Origin of the sequence: Pseudomonas glycinae, from assembly GCF_001594225.2 — a bacterium.
GTDB classification, from domain to species: Bacteria; Pseudomonadota; Gammaproteobacteria; order Pseudomonadales; family Pseudomonadaceae; genus Aquipseudomonas; species Aquipseudomonas glycinae.
In genome coordinates this window covers 1572110-1590494 of record NZ_CP014205.2, presented here as the reverse complement: position 1 = coordinate 1590494, position 18385 = coordinate 1572110, and the positions used below count along the sequence as shown (strand labels likewise).

At 57.8% G+C, this 18385-nt stretch carries 16 protein-coding genes and 1 pseudogene; 6 read left to right on the top strand and 11 right to left on the bottom strand.

What is annotated here, in order from left to right; translation table 11 throughout:
• Positions 1 to 21 precede the first annotated feature (21 nt).
• From AWU82_RS07150 to AWU82_RS07140, 3 genes are all read left to right on the top strand, one after another.
• On the top strand, positions 22 to 531 hold the full coding sequence (locus AWU82_RS07150; RefSeq protein WP_064381580.1) for a nucleoside deaminase: 510 nt from the start codon (positions 22 to 24) through the stop codon (positions 529 to 531).
• A gap of 134 nt (positions 532 to 665) precedes the next feature.
• Entirely contained in the window at positions 666 to 1325 is a 660-nt protein-coding gene (locus AWU82_RS07145) for a carbonic anhydrase (RefSeq protein WP_011334144.1), read from the top strand.
• A 259-nt stretch (positions 1326 to 1584) separates the two neighbouring features.
• Complete coding sequence (locus AWU82_RS07140; protein ID WP_064381577.1) at positions 1585 to 2100, top strand: cupin domain-containing protein; 516 nt, start codon at positions 1585 to 1587, stop codon at positions 2098 to 2100.
• Between the two features lie 330 nt (positions 2101 to 2430).
• Here AWU82_RS07140 and msrA read toward each other — a convergent pair whose 3' ends face one another.
• The 4 genes and pseudogenes from msrA to AWU82_RS07120 all read right to left on the bottom strand — a co-directional run bounded on the left by msrA (position 2431) and on the right by AWU82_RS07120 (position 6631).
• Positions 2431 to 2898, bottom strand: coding sequence for a peptide-methionine (S)-S-oxide reductase MsrA (gene msrA, locus AWU82_RS07135; RefSeq protein WP_064381575.1), 468 nt, complete (start codon positions 2896 to 2898; stop codon positions 2431 to 2433).
• Complete coding sequence (locus AWU82_RS07130; protein WP_064381573.1) at positions 2891 to 3817, bottom strand: homocysteine S-methyltransferase family protein; 927 nt, start codon at positions 3815 to 3817, stop codon at positions 2891 to 2893. The genes msrA and AWU82_RS07130 overlap by 8 nt, the downstream gene beginning before the upstream one ends.
• Complete coding sequence (locus tag AWU82_RS07125; RefSeq protein WP_223290694.1) at positions 3814 to 4791, bottom strand: ABC transporter substrate-binding protein; 978 nt, start codon at positions 4789 to 4791, stop codon at positions 3814 to 3816. The genes AWU82_RS07130 and AWU82_RS07125 overlap by 4 nt, the downstream gene beginning before the upstream one ends.
• Positions 4792 to 4878: 87 nt before the next feature.
• Positions 4879 to 6631 (bottom strand): annotated as a pseudogene (locus tag AWU82_RS07120) (ATP-binding cassette domain-containing protein).
• 718 nt (positions 6632 to 7349) lie between these two features.
• Here AWU82_RS07120 and AWU82_RS07115 point away from each other — a divergent pair.
• A complete protein-coding gene (locus tag AWU82_RS07115) occupies positions 7350 to 8282 on the top strand; it encodes a bestrophin family protein (RefSeq protein WP_064381570.1) in 933 nt (310 codons plus the stop codon).
• A 1-nt stretch (position 8283) separates the two neighbouring features.
• Here the strand turns inward: AWU82_RS07115 and AWU82_RS07110 are convergent, their stop codons facing one another.
• The 7 genes from AWU82_RS07110 to AWU82_RS07080 form a co-directional block, all read right to left on the bottom strand.
• Complete coding sequence (locus AWU82_RS07110) at positions 8284 to 9669, bottom strand: GntP family permease (protein WP_064381568.1); 1386 nt, start codon at positions 9667 to 9669, stop codon at positions 8284 to 8286.
• A gap of 296 nt (positions 9670 to 9965) precedes the next feature.
• Positions 9966 to 10811 carry an amidohydrolase family protein gene (locus AWU82_RS07105; protein WP_064381566.1) on the bottom strand — a complete coding sequence of 282 codons (846 nt, stop codon included), beginning with the start codon at positions 10809 to 10811 and terminating at the stop codon, positions 9966 to 9968.
• A gap of 29 nt (positions 10812 to 10840) precedes the next feature.
• Positions 10841 to 12130, bottom strand: coding sequence for an MFS transporter (locus tag AWU82_RS07100; protein ID WP_064381563.1), 1290 nt, complete (start codon positions 12128 to 12130; stop codon positions 10841 to 10843).
• A 136-nt stretch (positions 12131 to 12266) separates the two neighbouring features.
• Positions 12267 to 12998 (bottom strand): GntR family transcriptional regulator, encoded by a 732-nt coding sequence (locus AWU82_RS07095; protein ID WP_064381562.1) that lies wholly within the window; start codon positions 12996 to 12998, stop codon positions 12267 to 12269.
• Between the two features lie 188 nt (positions 12999 to 13186).
• Positions 13187 to 14569, bottom strand: coding sequence for an LLM class flavin-dependent oxidoreductase (locus tag AWU82_RS07090; RefSeq protein WP_064381560.1), 1383 nt, complete (start codon positions 14567 to 14569; stop codon positions 13187 to 13189).
• A 35-nt stretch (positions 14570 to 14604) separates the two neighbouring features.
• Complete coding sequence (locus tag AWU82_RS07085) at positions 14605 to 15450, bottom strand: amino acid ABC transporter permease (protein ID WP_064381558.1); 846 nt, start codon at positions 15448 to 15450, stop codon at positions 14605 to 14607.
• A complete protein-coding gene (locus tag AWU82_RS07080) occupies positions 15447 to 16268 on the bottom strand; it encodes an ABC transporter substrate-binding protein (RefSeq protein ID WP_064381557.1) in 822 nt (273 codons plus the stop codon). Before AWU82_RS07080 ends, AWU82_RS07085 begins: the two co-directional genes overlap by 4 nt.
• A gap of 241 nt (positions 16269 to 16509) precedes the next feature.
• Between AWU82_RS07080 and AWU82_RS07075 the strand changes: the two genes are divergently transcribed.
• Positions 16510 to 17628, top strand: coding sequence for an SMP-30/gluconolactonase/LRE family protein (locus AWU82_RS07075; protein ID WP_064381554.1), 1119 nt, complete (start codon positions 16510 to 16512; stop codon positions 17626 to 17628).
• 278 nt (positions 17629 to 17906) lie between these two features.
• Positions 17907 to 18068, top strand: a complete 162-nt coding sequence (locus AWU82_RS07070) for a hypothetical protein (protein WP_170928921.1) — start codon at positions 17907 to 17909, stop codon at positions 18066 to 18068.
• Positions 18069 to 18385 lie beyond the last annotated feature (317 nt).

Genomic DNA, 18385 nt, shown 5'->3' with positions numbered 1-18385 from the left:
TCCACTGCCCAGGAGTTACCCATGAATCAATTGACTGAACTCATCCCGGCTGGCATCAGCGCGCTTGATCTGACGTTACTGCGCCAGACCATTGCCTTGTCCGAGGCATCGAAGCAACGAGGTCGCCATCCGTTCGCGGCATTGGTGGCCGACCGCAACGGCAAGGTGATTGTCGAAGCGGGGAACAACTCGATGCCCCCGGAAGGTGATCCAACGCAGCATGCCGAGTTGGTGGCAGCGGCGGCAGCGGCAAAACTGCTGTCGCCGCAGGCGTTGGAACTGTGCACGCTGTACACCAGCGCCGAGCCATGCTGCATGTGCGCCGGCGCGGTGTATTGGACGGGGATCGGACGGGTGGTCTATGCCTTGTCGGAGCATGCATTGCTGGGACTGACGGGGGACCATCCGGAGAATCCGACGTTCTCGCTGCCGTGCCGCGAGGTGTTCGCCAAGGGGCAACGTAAGGTCAGTGTGTTGGGGCCGATGCTGGAGGGGGAGGCGGCTGAACCGCACAGGGGGTTTTGGTCGTAACAGGTTTTGAAACGAAGCTCGAGTGATGTGATGTCGCGCACTCGCCTGCAACGTCTGCGATAATCACGACCCAGTGAGGCGCGAAGGCATCGAGTGCTCGTCTCGGCATCCGGAATCAGGCTTTGGAGGACTTTATGCGTGACATTATTGATGGCTTTCTGCGGTTTCAGCGCGAGGTGTATCCACAACGCGTCGAGCTTTTCAGGCAGCTCGCGACAGAGCAAAACCCAAAGGCGTTGTTCGTTACATGCTCGGACAGTCGTGTAGTGCCTGAACTGCTCACACAGCGCGAGCCGGGTGAGTTGTTCGTGATCCGCAACGCCGGCAACATTGTGCCGTCATATGGTCCTGAACCGGGTGGTGTTTCGGCCACCGTCGAATATGCGGTTGCAGTGCTCGGGGTACGGGACATCGTGATCTGCGGCCACTCGGATTGCGGAGCGATGGGCGCGATTTCACGCTGCACGTGTCTGGATCATCTTCCGGCCGTTGCCAACTGGCTTCGTCACTCGGACGCCGCGAAAGCGATCAATGCCGCGCATGAGTTCGATACACCACGCGACAAGCTCGATGGCCTCGTTCGTGAAAACGTGATCGCCCAACTGGCGAACCTGCGCACCCATCCATCGGTGGCGCTTGCACTTGAGCAAGGACGCTTGAATTTGCATGGCTGGGTCTATGACATCGAAGCGGGTTGCATCGATGCGCTGGATGGAGCCACTCGACGCTTCGTTCCACTGTCCGATTCACCGACCACCGTTGCCGTCGCTGCGCGCAATGGTGGTCAGATCTAAGGGCGACAGACAGGGCGGGACGGGGGAAAATTTCGTCCCGGCCACGGGTCGCAGACATGAATAAAAGGTACCGGCGATAAGCTGGTTTTCTGGAGCGCGAAATATATCCCCGGCGATTTGCGCAGAAGGGCCTTCGGCATGTCAACGCGACAAAAAATGAGGGGATTACCTTCGATTAAGCTGCGAATTGAAGCTAACTACACTAAATGATCGTTTAGTAGAGTTATTACGCAACGTATTAATCCCCACGGAGCAGGTCATGAATCCACGCCTGATTACTGCGTCAAATCTGGTTGCTGTATTGGACCTTGAGCCTCACGTCGAAGGTGGTTTCTTTCGTAGAACCTATCAGGCCGACCATCGTGACATGCTCGAAACCGAAGGTGGCCAACGATTTCTGATGACGTCGATCTACTACTTGCTGACTGCGGAATCGCCAGTGGGCCAGTTTCATTTCAATCAGTCCGACATCCTGCATTATTTCCATCTGGGTGACGCCATCGAATACAGCCTGATCCTTGCAGACGGCTCACTGCAGACGTTGGTGATGGGCAGTGATGTTCTGGCCGGACAACATTTGCAATTACACGTACCGGGCGGAATCTGGAAAGCCTCCAGACTGCTGAATGGCGAGAACGGATTTGGTTTGATCAGCGAAGCGGTTTCACCAGGGTTTGATTTCGCCGATATGGAAATCGGGAATCGACGGAAACTCACAACGCAGTATCCGCAGCATCGAGCGCTGATTGAAATGCTGACGCGTGACGAGGATTGAGAGCGGCACATTTCAAATAGAGGATCTGCAGGCATCAAGGATCAGGTCGTTTGAGAGCGATGCTGGAGATTGAAATGGTGTGCGCAACCGGGCTGGCGTCGTAACACTTTGTTACGTGTAATGTATATTATGTTAAACCAGATGCCATGTTAGAAATGTTCATGATGTCACCAGCCCCCGAAAACCAGACATGCAGGCTGCGATCAGCGAGACCGCAGCCATGGAGGTTATGCCAGGATGCCACGCCGTTATGCACGTCGCTAACCGAGTCGGCCAACCGCCATAACGCCCAGCGCGCGTCGGCTGCCTGGAGCCGACTTGACATATGCATCAAATGGAACAGGCGCTGCCACCATGCTTTTCTAGGTAGCGCTGATGTTCTTCATCCGCCTTTTGAAACTCACCCAGTGGCAGGATCACCGTAGCCACTGGCTTGCCCAACTGGCCACTGGCATCCAGCTGCTGCCTGGCGACAAGCGCCAGTTGGGCCTGCTCGGCACTGTTGAAAAACAGCGCGGAACGGTATTTCGCCCCGACGTCCGCACCCTGCCGGTCGACTGACGTGGGATCGTGCAGTGTCCAGAAGTGCTCGACGAGACGGCTGTAGGAAATGAGTCGGGGGTCGAAGTCGACTTGCACGACTTCGATCAGGGTGGCGTCGCCCTGGTCTGACCGAGCGAACCCGACACGGGTGTCGAGCACACCCGGCAATGCCCGGAATGAGGCTTCCGCCCCCCAGAAGCAGCCGGCACCGAATGTCGCCTGCTCTGACAGAGCGTCGCCTGAAAAATCACTCATGCGCGGCCTCCTCACCCTTTAGATACTGCAGGTGCAAATGCAACTGGGCGATATGCTCCGGGCCGATCCCACAGCATCCGCCGACAATGCTGGCCCCTGCGGCAACCCATGATTTCGACCAGTCCAGGTAGGACTCAGGGCCCAGATCGCGCCGAATTTCCAACAAATCGCTATTGGCCTCGGCTTTGGCACTGACAGGGGGGAAAGCATTGGCATAAACCCCCAGTTCGACAGGATGATCCAGGTTTTCAATCACAGCGCGTGCCTCAATCAAGGCCGCGGCCATCACTTCCGGCTGGCTGCAATTGAAGAGCACCGCCTTGGCCCCCAGCTCAGCCGCCACCCGAACCGCATCGGCAACGGCCTCGTTTGAGCGTAATCGCGGTTCCCGGCCCTCTTCGTCCAACAGCGTGAATGACACCCAGAGTGGCGCGGGATCCGTTCCGAGGGCTTCGACCACCGCCCGCACTTCAGCAATGGAGCTTTGCGTTTCGGCCAGCCACACATCGACGTGCGCTTGCAATCCGGCAATCAGTTCGCGGTGGATCGCTACTGAACGCTGATGATCGAACAGATCCGGCCGGTACGACCCCAACGCCGGCGGCAACGACCCGGCCACGGTGACCTCATCGGTACTTTCGCCGGCGGCCTGCCGCGCCAGCCGTCCGGCGCGCTCAGCCAGCGCTCTTCCCTGCTCGGCAAATCGCTCATCGCCAATATGAAAAGGCACCACCGCATAGCTGTTGGTGGTGATGATCCGCGCGCCCGCTGTCACGAACGCCTGATGCGCCTGCAGTACATACTCAGGCGCTTCGATCAGCGCGAGGGCCGACCACTCCGGTTGACGGAACGGTGCGCCGATTCGCTTCAACTCGCGCCCCATGCCGCCATCGAGCACACGTACGTTCGCTCTGGTCATTGGGCTGAACTCACTTGCTGCGCCTGCCCTGCAACCCACTGGTCAACAGTAGAAGGATTGGCTTGAACCCAGGCCTTGGCGGCGACGTCTGCTGGCTGTTTCTCCTTTTCGATCTTCTGGATCAAACCGTTCAACTGTGCTGGGTCGATAGCGAAATTTTGCAGAAACTCGGCAATTTTCGGCGCGCGCTTTTGCAGTGCGGTGGAAGCCAGGACGTACACCTTGGCATCCGGGAAGGCGCAGGTGATGTGGCTCTTGTTCAGCCAGTCAGGATCGACGGTCGGGCTGACGAATTTCCAGCAGCCATCTGCCTTGTAGAGAGGATCTTCTTTTTTGTTGTCCTGGGCGTAGCCATCGAACGCGGGTTCTTCCAGGCGACGCAGATCATAGGCCGAGAAAATCCAGTCAGGGGTGTAGGCGTAGAACACCACGCCGCGTTGCGCCTTGTAAGCCGAGGCCAGTTTGGCGTAGGTCACCGAGGCTTCCGTCGACACGGATTCGAATTTATCGGCGAAGCCGTAATCCTTGGCCTTGATCTGGCCGATATACGTCGACTCCCAGCCCGCCGGCCCCACCAGCAGTTCGGCCTTGCCGCCGCCCAAAGGCTCGAAGAGCTTGGCCACTTCCGGTTTTTTCAGATCGTAGATCGATTTGACGCCGTACTTGTCCTGCAGATAACCGGGAATGTAGAAGCCTTGTTCACCGGTATAAGGATGAGCATTGGGTACCAGTGAGCGGGTGCCGTCGGTGACGTACTTGGCCCAAGCCGCGGACTGATTGGGCAGCCAGATGTCCGTCAGCACATCCACAGAACCGTCGCCCTTGGCCGCCGCACTGAACAGCACCGGCACGTCCCCGGCCAGATACGACACATCACCGTCCAGACGGGTTTTGATCACCTCACCCAGAATGTGTTGAATGGCGATGGCCCCCGTCCAGTTCTGCTCGCCAATGACAATTTTGTCCTTGGCCATCACGCTGGCCGGCACGATCAGGGAAGCCAGCACTGCGGCCGCACTCAGGTTACGCAATAGATGTTTTGCCACGATAAGTCTCACTGTTCAGTTATGCAGATGGTCTTGCTTGCGCAAGCTCGATTGAATGATTCGATCGGGGATCAATGCACACAGCACGATCGCCACGCCGGCCAACACGCCCTCGCCGCCCTTGATATTGCGCAACGCCGTCATGACGTCGTAACCCAACCCTCCAGCGCCGATCAGGGCAGCAACCACCACCATCGACAGGCTCATGACGATAGTCTGATTGATCCCCAGCAACAGGGATCGTCGCGCCAGCGGCAGTTGCACCTTGATCAGGGTCTGCCAGGGGTTTGCTCCATGGGCGATTGCCGCTTCCACGGCATCCTTCGGGACTTCCTGAATGCCCAGGGACGTCAGACGAATCATCGGTGCCAGGGCAAAAATCACCGTCGCAATGACCGCCGGGGTCTTGCCCACCGAAAAGAACGCCACAGCGGGAATCAGATAGACAAAGGTCGGCAGGGTCTGCATGACATCCAGCAAAGGCGTGAGCAGCCTGCGGGCAAATGGCCGCTTCGCCAGCAGAATGCCGGTGGGTACGCCGATCACCAGTGCGATCAGCACCGACGAACCAACCAGCGCCAGCGTGGCAATTGTCCGCTCCCAGAACCCGAACAGGCCGATATACAACAACGCTGCGCTGCTGGTGAGCGCCAGGGCCAGGCCCGCCGAGCGCCAGGCCAGCAATACCAGCGCCAGTGCGCAAACCGGCCAGGGCAGCCAACCGAGCAGGGTTTCGATTCCTTCAATGACCGTGCGAACCGCAATGATCACGCCGACAAAAGCGCTCTCGAACGTCACCTGTGACCAACCGATAAAGTCATCCACGCTCTGGGCGGTCAGTAACAGCGCCTGGCGGCTGGCCGGGAACTGCAAAAGCGCCTGGGTGGTATCGGGCGTCAACACCCGCCAGATCACCAATGCCTGACTGACCAGCAGCACCGCCACCGGCATCGTGCAATACCGGTGCGGCAGGAAGGCAATCGCGGAAAAAATCCGCGACCTCAGCATCGGCCGGCGTCTCGAGCAGCTGCTTCGGGGTGCCCGACTGCACCAGACGTCCCTGGCGCAATACCGCTATCCGGTCAGCGAGACGGACCGCTTCGGCAGGATCGTGGGTGACCAGCAAAGTGGTGATCCCGCGCTCGCGGACCAAGGCCAGAAAGTGGCTTTGCAGGTCGCGCCGTATGGTCGGATCCAGTGCGCTGAAAGGCTCGTCCATCAGCAGAATATCCGGATCAGTCACCAATGCCCGCGCAAGACCGACCCGTTGCTGCATACCGCCGGACAACTCGTGGGGATAATGCTCGCCCCATCCCTCCAGGCCCATCGCCTGCAACTGTCGCGTGGCCGCTGCATGCCGGACGGCCTCGGATTCGCCGCGCAGCTCCAGAGGCAGCGCAACGTTGTCCAGCACCGTGCGATGGGGCAAAAGACCAAAATGCTGGAACACCATGCCGATTCGCCGCGAGCGCAAATCCCGCAACGCTTTGTGGCTCAGGCCGCTGATAGCCTGACCTTCAATCAAGACCTCACCGCTGGTGGGTTCGATCAAACGATTGATATGGCGAAGCAAGGTCGATTTGCCGCTGCCGGAGGTGCCCATCAGGCACAGCACTTCGCCGCGCCGGACCTTCAAGCTGACATGGTTGACAGCCGGCAACGGCGACCCGCCTTTGCGCAGATAAGCTTTAGTGACGCCTCGCAGTTCGAGGACAACATCGCCCTCCTCGGCGCTATCGTCGATGGGTGGGGCCAATCGTTCAGGCAAGTCGACCTGTACCGTTGCCAAAGAGGTTTGAATAAGTGTCACGAGGGCTCCGGGCAACGAACCGCTGACGGCCAGATATGTGGCCGTTCAGGGTAGAAAAAATGGACAGGAGACTCAGGCAATGACTGCGGACAGGGTTGGCCTGAGGCAAAAAAACGCCGCAAGCGAGGCGCTGCACGTTTCCTTTGCTAAAAGCTAAACGATCTTAAAAAGATTAAATAAATATCTTTTTGGAATGAGCTTAGGCCTTCCCGCCCGGTTTTCCGGAGGTGCTTTTCAAAGCGATCTGGTTTTGTTGCGTGCCGACGGCTGGACGTGCCGCACAGCGACAACGATCCTGTATCGCAGGCCCAAAGCCGTGCCGGTCAACGCTTGATCGACTCATCGACGGGCTGACGTGCAGCAGCAGACTCAGCCCGGTTTTGATGGAGTGTTCCGCGCCCGGGGCACGCGGCGCTCGCGGCGAATCTTCCCGTCCCCGTCAAACAGCGTTGCCGAAACGGAACGAGGCGCCATAGGCCGACGCCGGCATCAGCTTGCCGCGTGGTTCATCTGCGGTCCAATCGGGATACGAGGATTTTTCTCGCAAGCATTGACCATTCAGATGGCCGGGCTTCGCAGACTGACTGACGGTTGGCTGCTTCACCATGGAACTGCCGATGCCAGGCGTCGTCCGAGCTTAAGCGTTTAAGCAAACTGCTCGACACGAGGTTTCCGTTTGAAAGCTGCCATCGTCAAAAAATACCGCCTGATCATCAAGACCCTGGGCTACGTGGGCTGGTCTCTGTTCTGGTTGCTGCTGTGGGACATCGCCGTCACCGTCGACTTCATGCTGTTCCTCAACGCCAAGCTGAACCTGCCGCTGATGCCGCTGACCTTGCTGGGTTCGGCGTTGATCGTATTGATCAGTTTTCGCAACAGCAGCGCCTACAACCGCTGGTGGGAAGCACGGACGTTGTGGGGGGCGATGATCAACAACTCCCGCAGCTTCGCCCGGCAGGTGCTAACGCTGCTGGACGACGTCGGCGGCGAGGTGAATCCGGTCAAATCCACTCTGCTGCGCCGCCACGTCGCGTATGTGAACTGCCTCGCCGCGCATCTGCAAGGCCAGCCTTGTCCCGACGAGGTGCGGGCGTTTATTCCCGCCGAAGAGTTCGCCCGCAGTGGCACGACCAATAACTTTGCCAACGATATCCTCACCGGCTCCGCGACTTTGCTCGCCAAGGAATACAAGGCCGGGCATCTGGACAGTATTCGCCTGGCGCGGCTTGAGTCGACGCTGGTCGACCTGTCCAACAGTCAGGGCGGCATGGAGCGGATCGCCAATACCCCGCTGCCCTACCCTTACGTCTATTTTCCGCGGCTGTTTATTTCGCTGTTCTGCCTGATCGTACCGGTGGGACTGGTCGAATCCCTGGGCTGGTTCACGCCGCTGGCGTCGACCGTGGTGGGATTCATGCTGCTGGCCATCGAACGCATCGGCACCGATCTGCAAAGCCCGTTTCGCCACAGCGAACACCAGATTCAAATGGAGGCTCTGTGCGAAACCATTGAAAAGAACTTGCAGTCGATGCAACGTGATTCGTTGGGTGATGTGTGCAGGCTTGAAGAACACGCCCGGGCAGATTCACTACCTGCGAACAGATCCTGACTCAAACCACTGTGATAACCGCATTCAACATCAACACCACAATCAAACCGACCACAGCTACGATGGATTGAACCACCGAAATGGTCTTGGTTGCTTCGCCCATCGTCATGCCGAAGGATTCCTTCACCATCCAGAAGCCCGCATGGTTCGCATAGTTGAAGAACAGCGAGCCGCAGCCGATGGACAAGGCAAGCAGAGGCAGGTTGAGGCCTGGATCAGCACCTGCAAGCGGCGCCAGCAAGCCAGCAGCACCAACGATACCTACAGTGGCTGAACCGGTAGATACCGAGAGCAGCATCGCAATCAACCAGCCCAGGATCAGCGGAGGGAACGCAGACTGTTGAGTCAGATGCACAATGGCATCGCCCACCTTGGCGCTGGTCAGCAACTCCTGAAAGGCACCACCGCCGGCGATGATCATGATGATTGAAGCGATTGGCTTGAGGCTCTTGCCCAGGGATTCGCGCAATTGCCCCGCATCGCCACATCGCGCGAGTACCAGACTCGCCCCTGCGAACAGCACGCCCAGGAGCATGGCTATCAAGGGATTGCCCAAGAAACTGGCCATCTTCAGGATCGCATTGCCCTTGGGTAATAGCATCTCGGCGACGGCATGAACCAGCATCAGGATCGCCGGTAGCAAGGCTGCCAGCACGCCAAGCCATACACTGGTGCTTGGTTGATCGTCGGCTTTTTCAGCCAGGGTGAACTGATCCAGCAAAACCTGATCCGGCCGAGTACTCATACGCGGCGAAATGAATGCGCCATAAAGCGGGCCGCCCAAGATCATTGCAGGAATTGCCGCAAGGAAACCATAGAGCATTGTGGGCCCAACCGAGGTTTTGAGCGCCGCGATGGCCGTCAAGGGGCCAGGGTGCGGCGGCACCATCCCGTGCATGGCTGCAAGTGCCGCAATCACCGGAACCCCCACATACACATACGCTGAACCTTTGAAGCGAGCCTGACTTTCCAGCTTTCGCGCCACGCTGAAGATCAGCGGCAGCATGATCACCAGGCCCACCTCGAAAAACATGGGAATGCCAATTACAAATGCAACCATCATCATGGCCCAAGGGATCATTCGATCCGATGTTCGCTTGAGGATGACCTCGGCGATCTGCTCTGTGACGCCTGCGTCAGCAAGAATTTTGCCCAGCATCGCTCCAAGTGCGATGACGACCCCTACTGCCCCCAGTGTCTTTCCGGCGCCGGTCATCACGTGGGAGACGATGGCTTCCGGCTCCATACCGGTTGCAAAGCCAACACCTACGGACACCACTAACAAGGCCAGGAGCGGGTGCATTTTGAGACGCGACACGATGAGCCCCACCAGCACCAGGACGCTCACCAATGCGGTCAGTAAGAGGTCTATATCTAAGGGAGTCATGAAAGGATCTCGGTTGGGCTGACGCTCAAACTGCAGTCAGATTTGAAAGAGAAGTTTGAAACCGTAACGCCTGTCGTTGCACGCGATAAACCAAACATCGTTTGGGTGCTTTCAACTTCGGCATTGGATGACGTGTCCATGGAATCTGCTCTTTTGTAATTGGAATATGCTGCTACTACACAGAACTTCTCGATGAGGCACGATAGGTTTTACTGCAACGTCGTACGTCGAACGTTCTGTAGGTATTCATTTAAATAGGTGAGATGAATGGACATCTGCGAATGCAGGCGCAAGTCTCAGCTTTTGCCTTTTGCAAAACCGAATAACCTTCGAGGGGCTTGCACAAGCAGCGAATCGCTAACCTGCCTCGAGCACTCCAAGGCCTTTAACTGATCGACTACGGTGCGAAAACCGATGCTTTGCTCATGCTGCGTATGCGGCCAGTCGCTGCCCCACACCAACTGGCGAAGGCCAAAACTTTGTTCCAGCAGGGGTAATGCCATTCGAGCGAAATTGATGTTCTGTTGCGGCGTACCTCCGAAACGATAGATTCCCGATACTTTCATCCAGATCGAACCTTTCGACCCCAACTCCAGTAACTCGCAAAACCCGGGCTGATCGATGCCCGAATTGGCATTCGGCCGGCCAAAGTGATCGATCACCAACTTCAAACCGTACGGCGTCAATTGATGGATCAGTCCCGGCAGATCCTTTACCTCCCGATGCAACTCGACATGCCAGTCAAGATCAGCAATGTGGCTGAAAAACGCTCTCCAGGCACTGTTACGAAAATCAGGTAACGCCTTGCCCATCAGGTTCAAACGGACGCCGACCACACCCAACTGATCCATCTCATTCAACATGGCGCGACTGACGCCTGGCTCCAGCACCACGACCCCTCGCAACTGCTGCGGCGCTTGCCTCAACGCCGCCAACAAGTAGCTATTGTCGGTGCCGAGAAAGCTCGGTTGAACCAATACGCCATGACTCAGGCCATGAGCGTGCAAGTGCGTCAGATACTGCTCAAGCGTGGCGTCGTAATCAGGGGTATAGCGCCGTTCACCGATCAAATTCAGATCACGGCTGAACACATGAGCATGGGAGTCGATGCCGGTGATCGGTATAGAGCAGGTATCGGTCATAGCGTTCATCTAATAGAAGGTAATGGGCGTCAGGCCCGCGCACTCTCGTTGCCGTTGATCGTGACTGCCACCGATGTATTCGAAGCTTCGAGGCTGCGTCCACGGGTTTCCGGCAGACAAAGTGCCGCAATCACCGCCACGCCATAGGCAATCCCTGCGTCGATACCAATCGCAGATCCAAGGGACATGGAGTCGCTCATGTGACCGACGAGGAACGGGAACACCGCGGAAAGCACTCGGCCAAAGTTGTAGCAGAAGCCGACGCCGGCGCCGCGCACGTCTGCCGGGTATAGCTCGTTGAACAACGCGCCAAGGCTTGCGGGAATACCGGCCGCAAAAAAGCCGAGCGGGAACCCCAGGAACAGCATCTGGGTATCGGTCAGCGGCAAGAACACATAACTCTGCACCGTGATGACACAGCAAAGCGCGAACAGGACGATGTTTTTGCGCCGGCCAATCCGATCGATCAAAAAGCCGCTGACGACACATCCACACCAGAACGCAAAAATGATCACCGCCAGGTAGCCACCAGAATTCAGTACGGACAGATTACGCTCAGTCTTGAGGAACGTTGGCAGCCAGGTCATCACCGCGTGATAACCACCGTGCGCACCCAGCCCCAATAGACCGCCGAACAGCGTTACGCGGATCAAATCGGGCCGGAAAATGCCGGCCAGGGATTTGAAAAAACTTTGCGGGATGGCGTTTTCTTTTTGCAGACGCTGGAAGCTGTCGGGCTCCTCCACATTACGACGCACCCAGATAATCAGAAACGACGGTAGCAGCCCAACCAGGAACATCACGCGCCACGCCATGTCCTGCGGCACGAGGGAATAAATCAGTGTGAACACTCCGACGGCCAGCCCCCAACCCACAGCCCAGGCACCTTGTACGGTGCCCATCACTTTGCCGCGATACTGCGGATTGATGGTTTCGGCCATCAATACTGCACCCGCTGCCCACTCGCCGCCGATGCCGAAACCCTGCAGTGCCTTGACGATCAAGAGCTGGTTGAAGCCGGTGACAAACGCGGAGAGAAAAGTAAAAAAGGAGAACCACACAATCATCCACTGCAGCGTACGCACCCGGCCGTAGCGATCGGACAACGTCCCCCCTACCCAACCGCCGATAGCTGACGTGACCAGAGTCACTCCGCTGATCAGCCCCGCATCGCCCTTGGTCAAGGCGAACGCGGCGATCAACGCTGGAATCGCCAGGCCAAACATTTGTACTTCCAGTGCGTCGAGGGACCATCCGCCGAAGCAGGCCCAAAACGTTTTGCGCTCCCGAGGAGTGATTTGGCGATACCAGCTGAACATGATTCTTATCCTTATAGGCGGAACGTGAGGCAGCCGAGCGCGAACCGCGCCGCTTCGGGGCCAGTCATCTCAAACAAAACGATCAAACCAGCGGCGACCGTCTCGCCGCTGAACGATCCGCTAACCAGGCACGGGGTTAGCGAATATCCACGCTGTAGCGAAAGTGTTCGGCATGCCCTCGGGAGCGGCGCCACTCCAGGGGCGTACCCGCGTAATCGCGCGCCAGACGCTCGATCACCACCACGGGGCTGCTGATTGGTACTTGCAGCAATCGCGCGTGCACCTCATTCACTGATTCAGCGGTGAGTGTTTCTTCGGCATAGGCGACGACCTGACCGCATACCTCTTCGTAGATCGGATACAGCAGCGGCCCTTGACGACTCAAGTCAATCTCCAGCAGCGGCTGGAAGCGGCTGCGCGGCAGCCAGATTTCTTCGGCGAGCACCGGCTGAACATCGAGCAGACGTACTCGGACAATCCGAATGACCGGCGCGTCAGGTGGCAGCCCTAGCGCCTGCGCCACCGCCGACGGCGCAATCATCGGTTCGATCGACAGGATGCGACTCTCCGGTACCTTACGTTCACCAGCAGCAGTCTGAAAACGGAAGAAACGGAATAACGAAGATTGAAATTGAGGCCGGCGAACGAAGGTGCCTCGACCTTGCTGACGCTCCAGAATGCCCTCACTGACCAGCGCGTCGACCGCTTTACGCACGGTACCGGTGGACAGCTGATACTCCGCGGAGAGCGCGGCTTCGGTGGGAATAGCCTCCCCCGGGCGCCAGCGATTGTTGGCAATCTGCTCAGCCAAGTGGTCACGCAGACGTTGGTAAAGCGGCAGGCGAACATCGCTGGAAAGAGAATTCATCGACTTTATTTACCTTGTTATCTAGTCATCTATATGAATTTTTGGTGAGTATTTCCTCCGACGACTTGACTGTCAAGAAGATGCACGGCCTCTTGCTGACGAATGGTGATCCATCGCCCGGCAAGCCTACGTCAAGCAAGCTCTATGAGAGTCACTGCGCCCAGCACGACGCGTGACTCCCCCCTCCCCTAAAGCGCCTTGTCGAAGCGGAACGAAGCCCCATAGGCCGAGTCAGGCAGGTGGCTGGAGTGATCTGCCCGTAACCGCGAACGGAAGGTGCCGCTTTGCGGTTGAGTCCGGTACAGCCCTCGCTTTTGCAGTTCGGGAATCACCAGTTCGACAAAGTCCTCAAGGCTGCCCGGGCTGATCAACGGGTTGAGCATGTAGCCGCTGGTGCCGGAAATTCGCGCGTGTTCTTCGATGCGATCGGCGACTTGCTGCGGTGTACCGACGAGAATCAGGTCGCTGCCACGAGTAACGCTGGCGAAGCGCTTTTTCACATCACCCGCCGTCAGCGGCTTGCCACTGCCATCGGGGCGCATCACGTATGAGGTCAGGCCTTCGGTGTGCGTCGAGAGTGCATCGCTGTCGGCGTAGCGGCTGATGTCGATGCCGGTGTCGCCGGCGTAACTGACCAGTTGTGCCTGCAAGTGATAGTTGCTTTGCAGCTCGTCGTATTTGCGCTGGGCTTCGATTTCGGTTTTGGCCGTGACGATGCGCAACACCGTCAACGATTTCACGTCTTCACGTTGACGTCCTCGCGCCTGCGCCTGGGCCCAGATGTCTTCCAGGCCCTGACGGATTTCCTGCGGGTTGGATTTGGCGATGAAGATCAGTTCCGCATGCTTGGCGGCGAATTCTCGACCGCGTCCCGACCAGCCCGCCTGGATCAGCAACGGTGTGCGCTGCGGAGACGGAGCGGTCAGGTGCGGCCCGGCCACGCGATAGTGCGCACCCTCGTGATTGATCGGTCGCACCCGGTCGCCTCTGGCATACAGCTGGCGGGCCTTGTCGGCCACCACGGCGTCGTCGGCCCAACTGCCCTCCCAGAGTTTGTACACCACATCGAGAAACTCTTCGGCGCGCTCATAGCGATCGTCATGCTTGATCATTTGCTCCAGCCCGAAATTGCGGGCGGCGCTGGACAGGTAAGAGGTGACGATATTCCACCCCACTCGCCCATTGGTGAGGTGATCAAGCGTGCTGAAGCGCCGGGCGTGGGTAAACGGGTGCTCATAACTGGTGGTCACCGTGACACCAAACGCCAGGTTTTCCGTCACGGCCGCCAACGCCGGAATGATCATCAACGGATCGTTGGCCGGCGCCTCCACCGCCCATTTCATCGCCGCATCGGCATTGCCGCCGAACACATCGTAGAAACCCAGCACATCACCAAAGAACAACATATCGAGGTGCGCCTGATCGGCAATCCGCGCCAGGTTTGACCAGTAGCCCAGCGAATTGATCGCCAGGCGTTCGTCAGCCGGGTGCGTCCAGAGGCTCGGTGCACCGCCGCACCCGACACTGGCTTGTTCATAGAGTGCAAACAGCAGAGGTTTAGGATCGGACATTGGGGTTCCTGCAAGAAATCATTTAACGAAATGGCTCAGCGCTGATGCTTGAAGCCTCTGCCGTAATGGCGTTCGAGGCGATGCTGGATCAGTTCGAGACCGATGGATAACAGCCAGTAGATGGCGGCTGCGGTGGTCAGCATTTCAATGTAACGGTAGGACGAACGCCCGTACGACTGCGCCAGAAACATCACTTCCCAGACCCCCATGACCGAAATCAGGGAAGAGTCCTTGAGCATCGAAATGAACTGGCTGGTGGTCGGCGGAATGATCGTGCGCATGGCTTGCGGCAGGATGATGTGGATGAACGTCGCGGCCGGCCTCAGGCCCAGTGCGGCGGCTGCTTCGCGCTGACCCGGGGCAACTGCGAGGATGCCCGCACGAAAAATCTCACTGAGATAAGCCCCGTAGTTGAGCGACAGCGCGATGATCCCGGCGCTGATTGCACCCGGCACCACGCCCAACTGCGGCAGCCCCAGATAGATCAACAGGATCTGGATCAACAGTGGCGTGCCGCGAAAGAACGAGGCGTAGAAGCTGGCGATACCAAACGCCACGGCGCTGCTCGACAGCCTGGCCAACGCGGTGACAAAGCCCAGCAATAACGAAAACCAGATCGAGCAGAAACACAGGAATATCGTCAGCGCAGCGCCCTGCAAGAACCCGTTCGGGCCCAGATGCAGGCCGACCAGGTTGGGCAACTTCTCCAGAATGATCGAAAACTTCAGATCGAAGCGCATGAAAAACCACACGCCCAGACCCGACAGCGCCGCCCACGTCAGATACAGGCGCGTGCGAAAGCCGAATAGCTGACGTGTCAGTGGCGGCTGCTTTTGCGAGCTGACAGCCGCTTTGGCCGGATGCGGATTGATGGCTGTCATTGGCTGATATCAGAACCGATCCACTTGCGGGATATTTTGCTCAGCGTGCCGTCAGTCTTGAGTTGTGCGATGACTTCGGTGACTTTCGCATTCCATTGCGGATCGCCTTTTTCGACCGCCACGACGTTCGGTTCGGCATACAGTGGATCTCCGGCAATCTTGAAGCGCGGATCCTGAGCGATGCGTTCACGCGCGGTGATCAGGTTGGTGACCATGGCATCCAGGCGCACGCCGGTACCCAGTGCGAGATCCTGGAAGGCAACGGTTTCGTTGTCGTAAGGGGCGATCTGGACATTGTCGAATGGATAGCTCAACGGTTTGTCCTCGGCGCCTTCAATGACCAGATCCTTGTTCAGATAGGCCTCATAAGTCGACGCACTGATCACACCGACTTTTTTGCCGGACAAGTCCTTGCCAGTGGCAATGTCCTTGTCCTTTGCATTGACCACGATCACCGCCGGCGACTGGTAATACTCCACGGGGAAGTCGAACACTTCGGCCCGCGCCTTGCTCGGTGTCATCGAGCACACGCAGATGTCGTATCGACCGTTCCAGTGCCCGGCGGCAATCACGTCCCAGGAAGGCGTTTCAAGTTTCAGCTTGACCCCAAGACGTTCGGCCACAGCTTTAGCGACATCCACATCGAAGCCGTCGAGCTGGTTCTGGTCGTTGAGAAAAGAGAACGGCGGGTAACTCTCCATCAGGACACCGGTGAGTTCACCTTTTTGCGTCACGCGATCAAGGGTGGGCCCCGCGAATGCTGCAGAGCAACTGACGGCGAGCGCCAGGCCAAGTGTCAAATGTGTAGGGATCTTCAAGTGCGAATGCTCCAATCAGGAAAAACCTGATTAGATTAAAACGCACTATAAAATTAATATGAACTTCGTTTTGGGAATAAAAAGCTGCGCTTGGGCTATATGGAATCCTGGCCCTCAGCCTTAACCGACGCGCCTCCAACGCCAAGCCCTGTCGGGGTTGGAAAATGATTAACTTGTACGATGTCCTATCACGGGTTATTAGTACGCCTCCCAACAAAAATAAAACCACGGAGATCGCTACATGGACTCATCCCTGGCCGCCAAGCATGAAAGCCTTGAACAGGTAAAGGGCAATACCCGCCGCAGCTTCCTGAAAAAATCCCTCGCTGTTTCCGCCACGCTCGCCACCGGCTCTGCCTTGCTGCCCAGTCTCGCTGAAGCCGCCGAACCGTTGAGTCAACGCTACCCGGATCCACTGATTCACATCCTCGACGACAGCTTCCTCGACTTGCGTATTTTCAACGCCAGTGTGGAAAAACTTGCCACTGGGATGCGCTGGGCCGAAGGACCGGTCTGGATCGGCGATGGCCGCTATTTGCTGGTCAGCGACATCCCCAATAATCGCATCATGCGTTGGGATGAAATCACCGAAACCTTCACCGTGTACCGTGAACACTCGAACTTTTCCAACGGGATGTGCCGGGATCGCCAAGGGCGGCTTATCGTCTGCGAAGGCTCTACCACCACCAGCGAAGGCCGCCGCATCACGCGCACTGAATACAATGGCACGACCACCGTGCTAGCCGACAGCTTCGAGGGCAAGCCCTTCAACTCGCCCAACGACATCGTCTGCAAAAGTGACGGATCGATCTGGTTTACCGATCCGCCATTCCAGACCGGCAACAACTACGAAGGCCACAAAATCACCCCGAGCCAACCCCACGCCGTTTACCGCATCGACGGTGAGAGCAGAAAGGTCACTCGGGTCATCGACGACCTGAACGGCCCCAATGGTCTGTGCTTTTCTCCCGACGAGAAAACCCTGTATGTCGTCGAAGGTCGCGCCAAACCCAATCGCTTGATCTGGGCCATTGCCGTGAAGGAAGACGGCACACTGGGCGAGCGTCGCAAGCACATCGAGGGGCTGGACTATGCGGCAATCGACGGTATCAAGTGCGACGAAGCGGGCAACCTGTGGTGCGGCTGGGGCGGCAATGGAGATCCCAGGGCCGACCTGGAAAAACTCGACGGCGTGCGGGTTTTCAACCCACAGGGCAAGGCCATCGGGCATATTTCGCTGCCAGAGCGCTGCCCGAACCTGTGCTTCGGGGGGCGCGAAGGGAACAGGCTGTTCATGGCAAGCAGTCACTCGATCTACTCGCTTTTTGTGAATACTCGCGGGACTGCGTTTGCGTTGTGAGCACGCCGTTATGCTCTTGATCGTTTGCTGAATATCGAAACACTATCTTGCCGCGCAACCAGGGATGCGCGGCATTCAATCCCGCGCCGTGCAACTGGCGTATGCCACCGGCGAATGGAGACTTCAAGGACTGTCGGGAAAATCATTCTGACAATGCACCCATAAGATTCGCCGTAACACACCCGAAGCGTTCAAGGATGAACATTCATTCATCAAAAACAGGATTCGATGCGTCTAGTCTGCGGGTTACGACATAGTGACTACAGGAGTAACCCACCATGTTCTCGCACGAAAGCATCCCGCTGATCATCCTTTTCACCATCCTGCTGCTCGGCGTACTCACCGCCGTCCTTCATCCCGTGCATGCGTTCTACAGTTGGCTCCAGAAGCGCAGGGAAAGATCCGCTGCCGAGGCCGCGAGCGAGGCGGATTCGCACTGATGAGCATGACTGGCCCGGAGGAATCCGGGCCTTTTTCCGCCTGCTGGCAACAGCACCGCAAACCACAGTGAACACTATTCGCGCCCTCTCCCCGCTACCCAGGCAAACCTTCAGCTTGTGATGTCGGTTCTGCGCATTTGCGCGAAAAAATTGCCGCTTGATTGTCAGGTGGCTTTTTTCCGCCTATCGTGAACAAAACCTATACAGAATTACCACCTTCGTACAATTATTTTGGGTGCTGATCCGCCATGCCGCGCAACACTGCCGCGGGAGAGCGAAATTAGACGGCCGCAACCCTGTACGCGCGCTTCATGGCG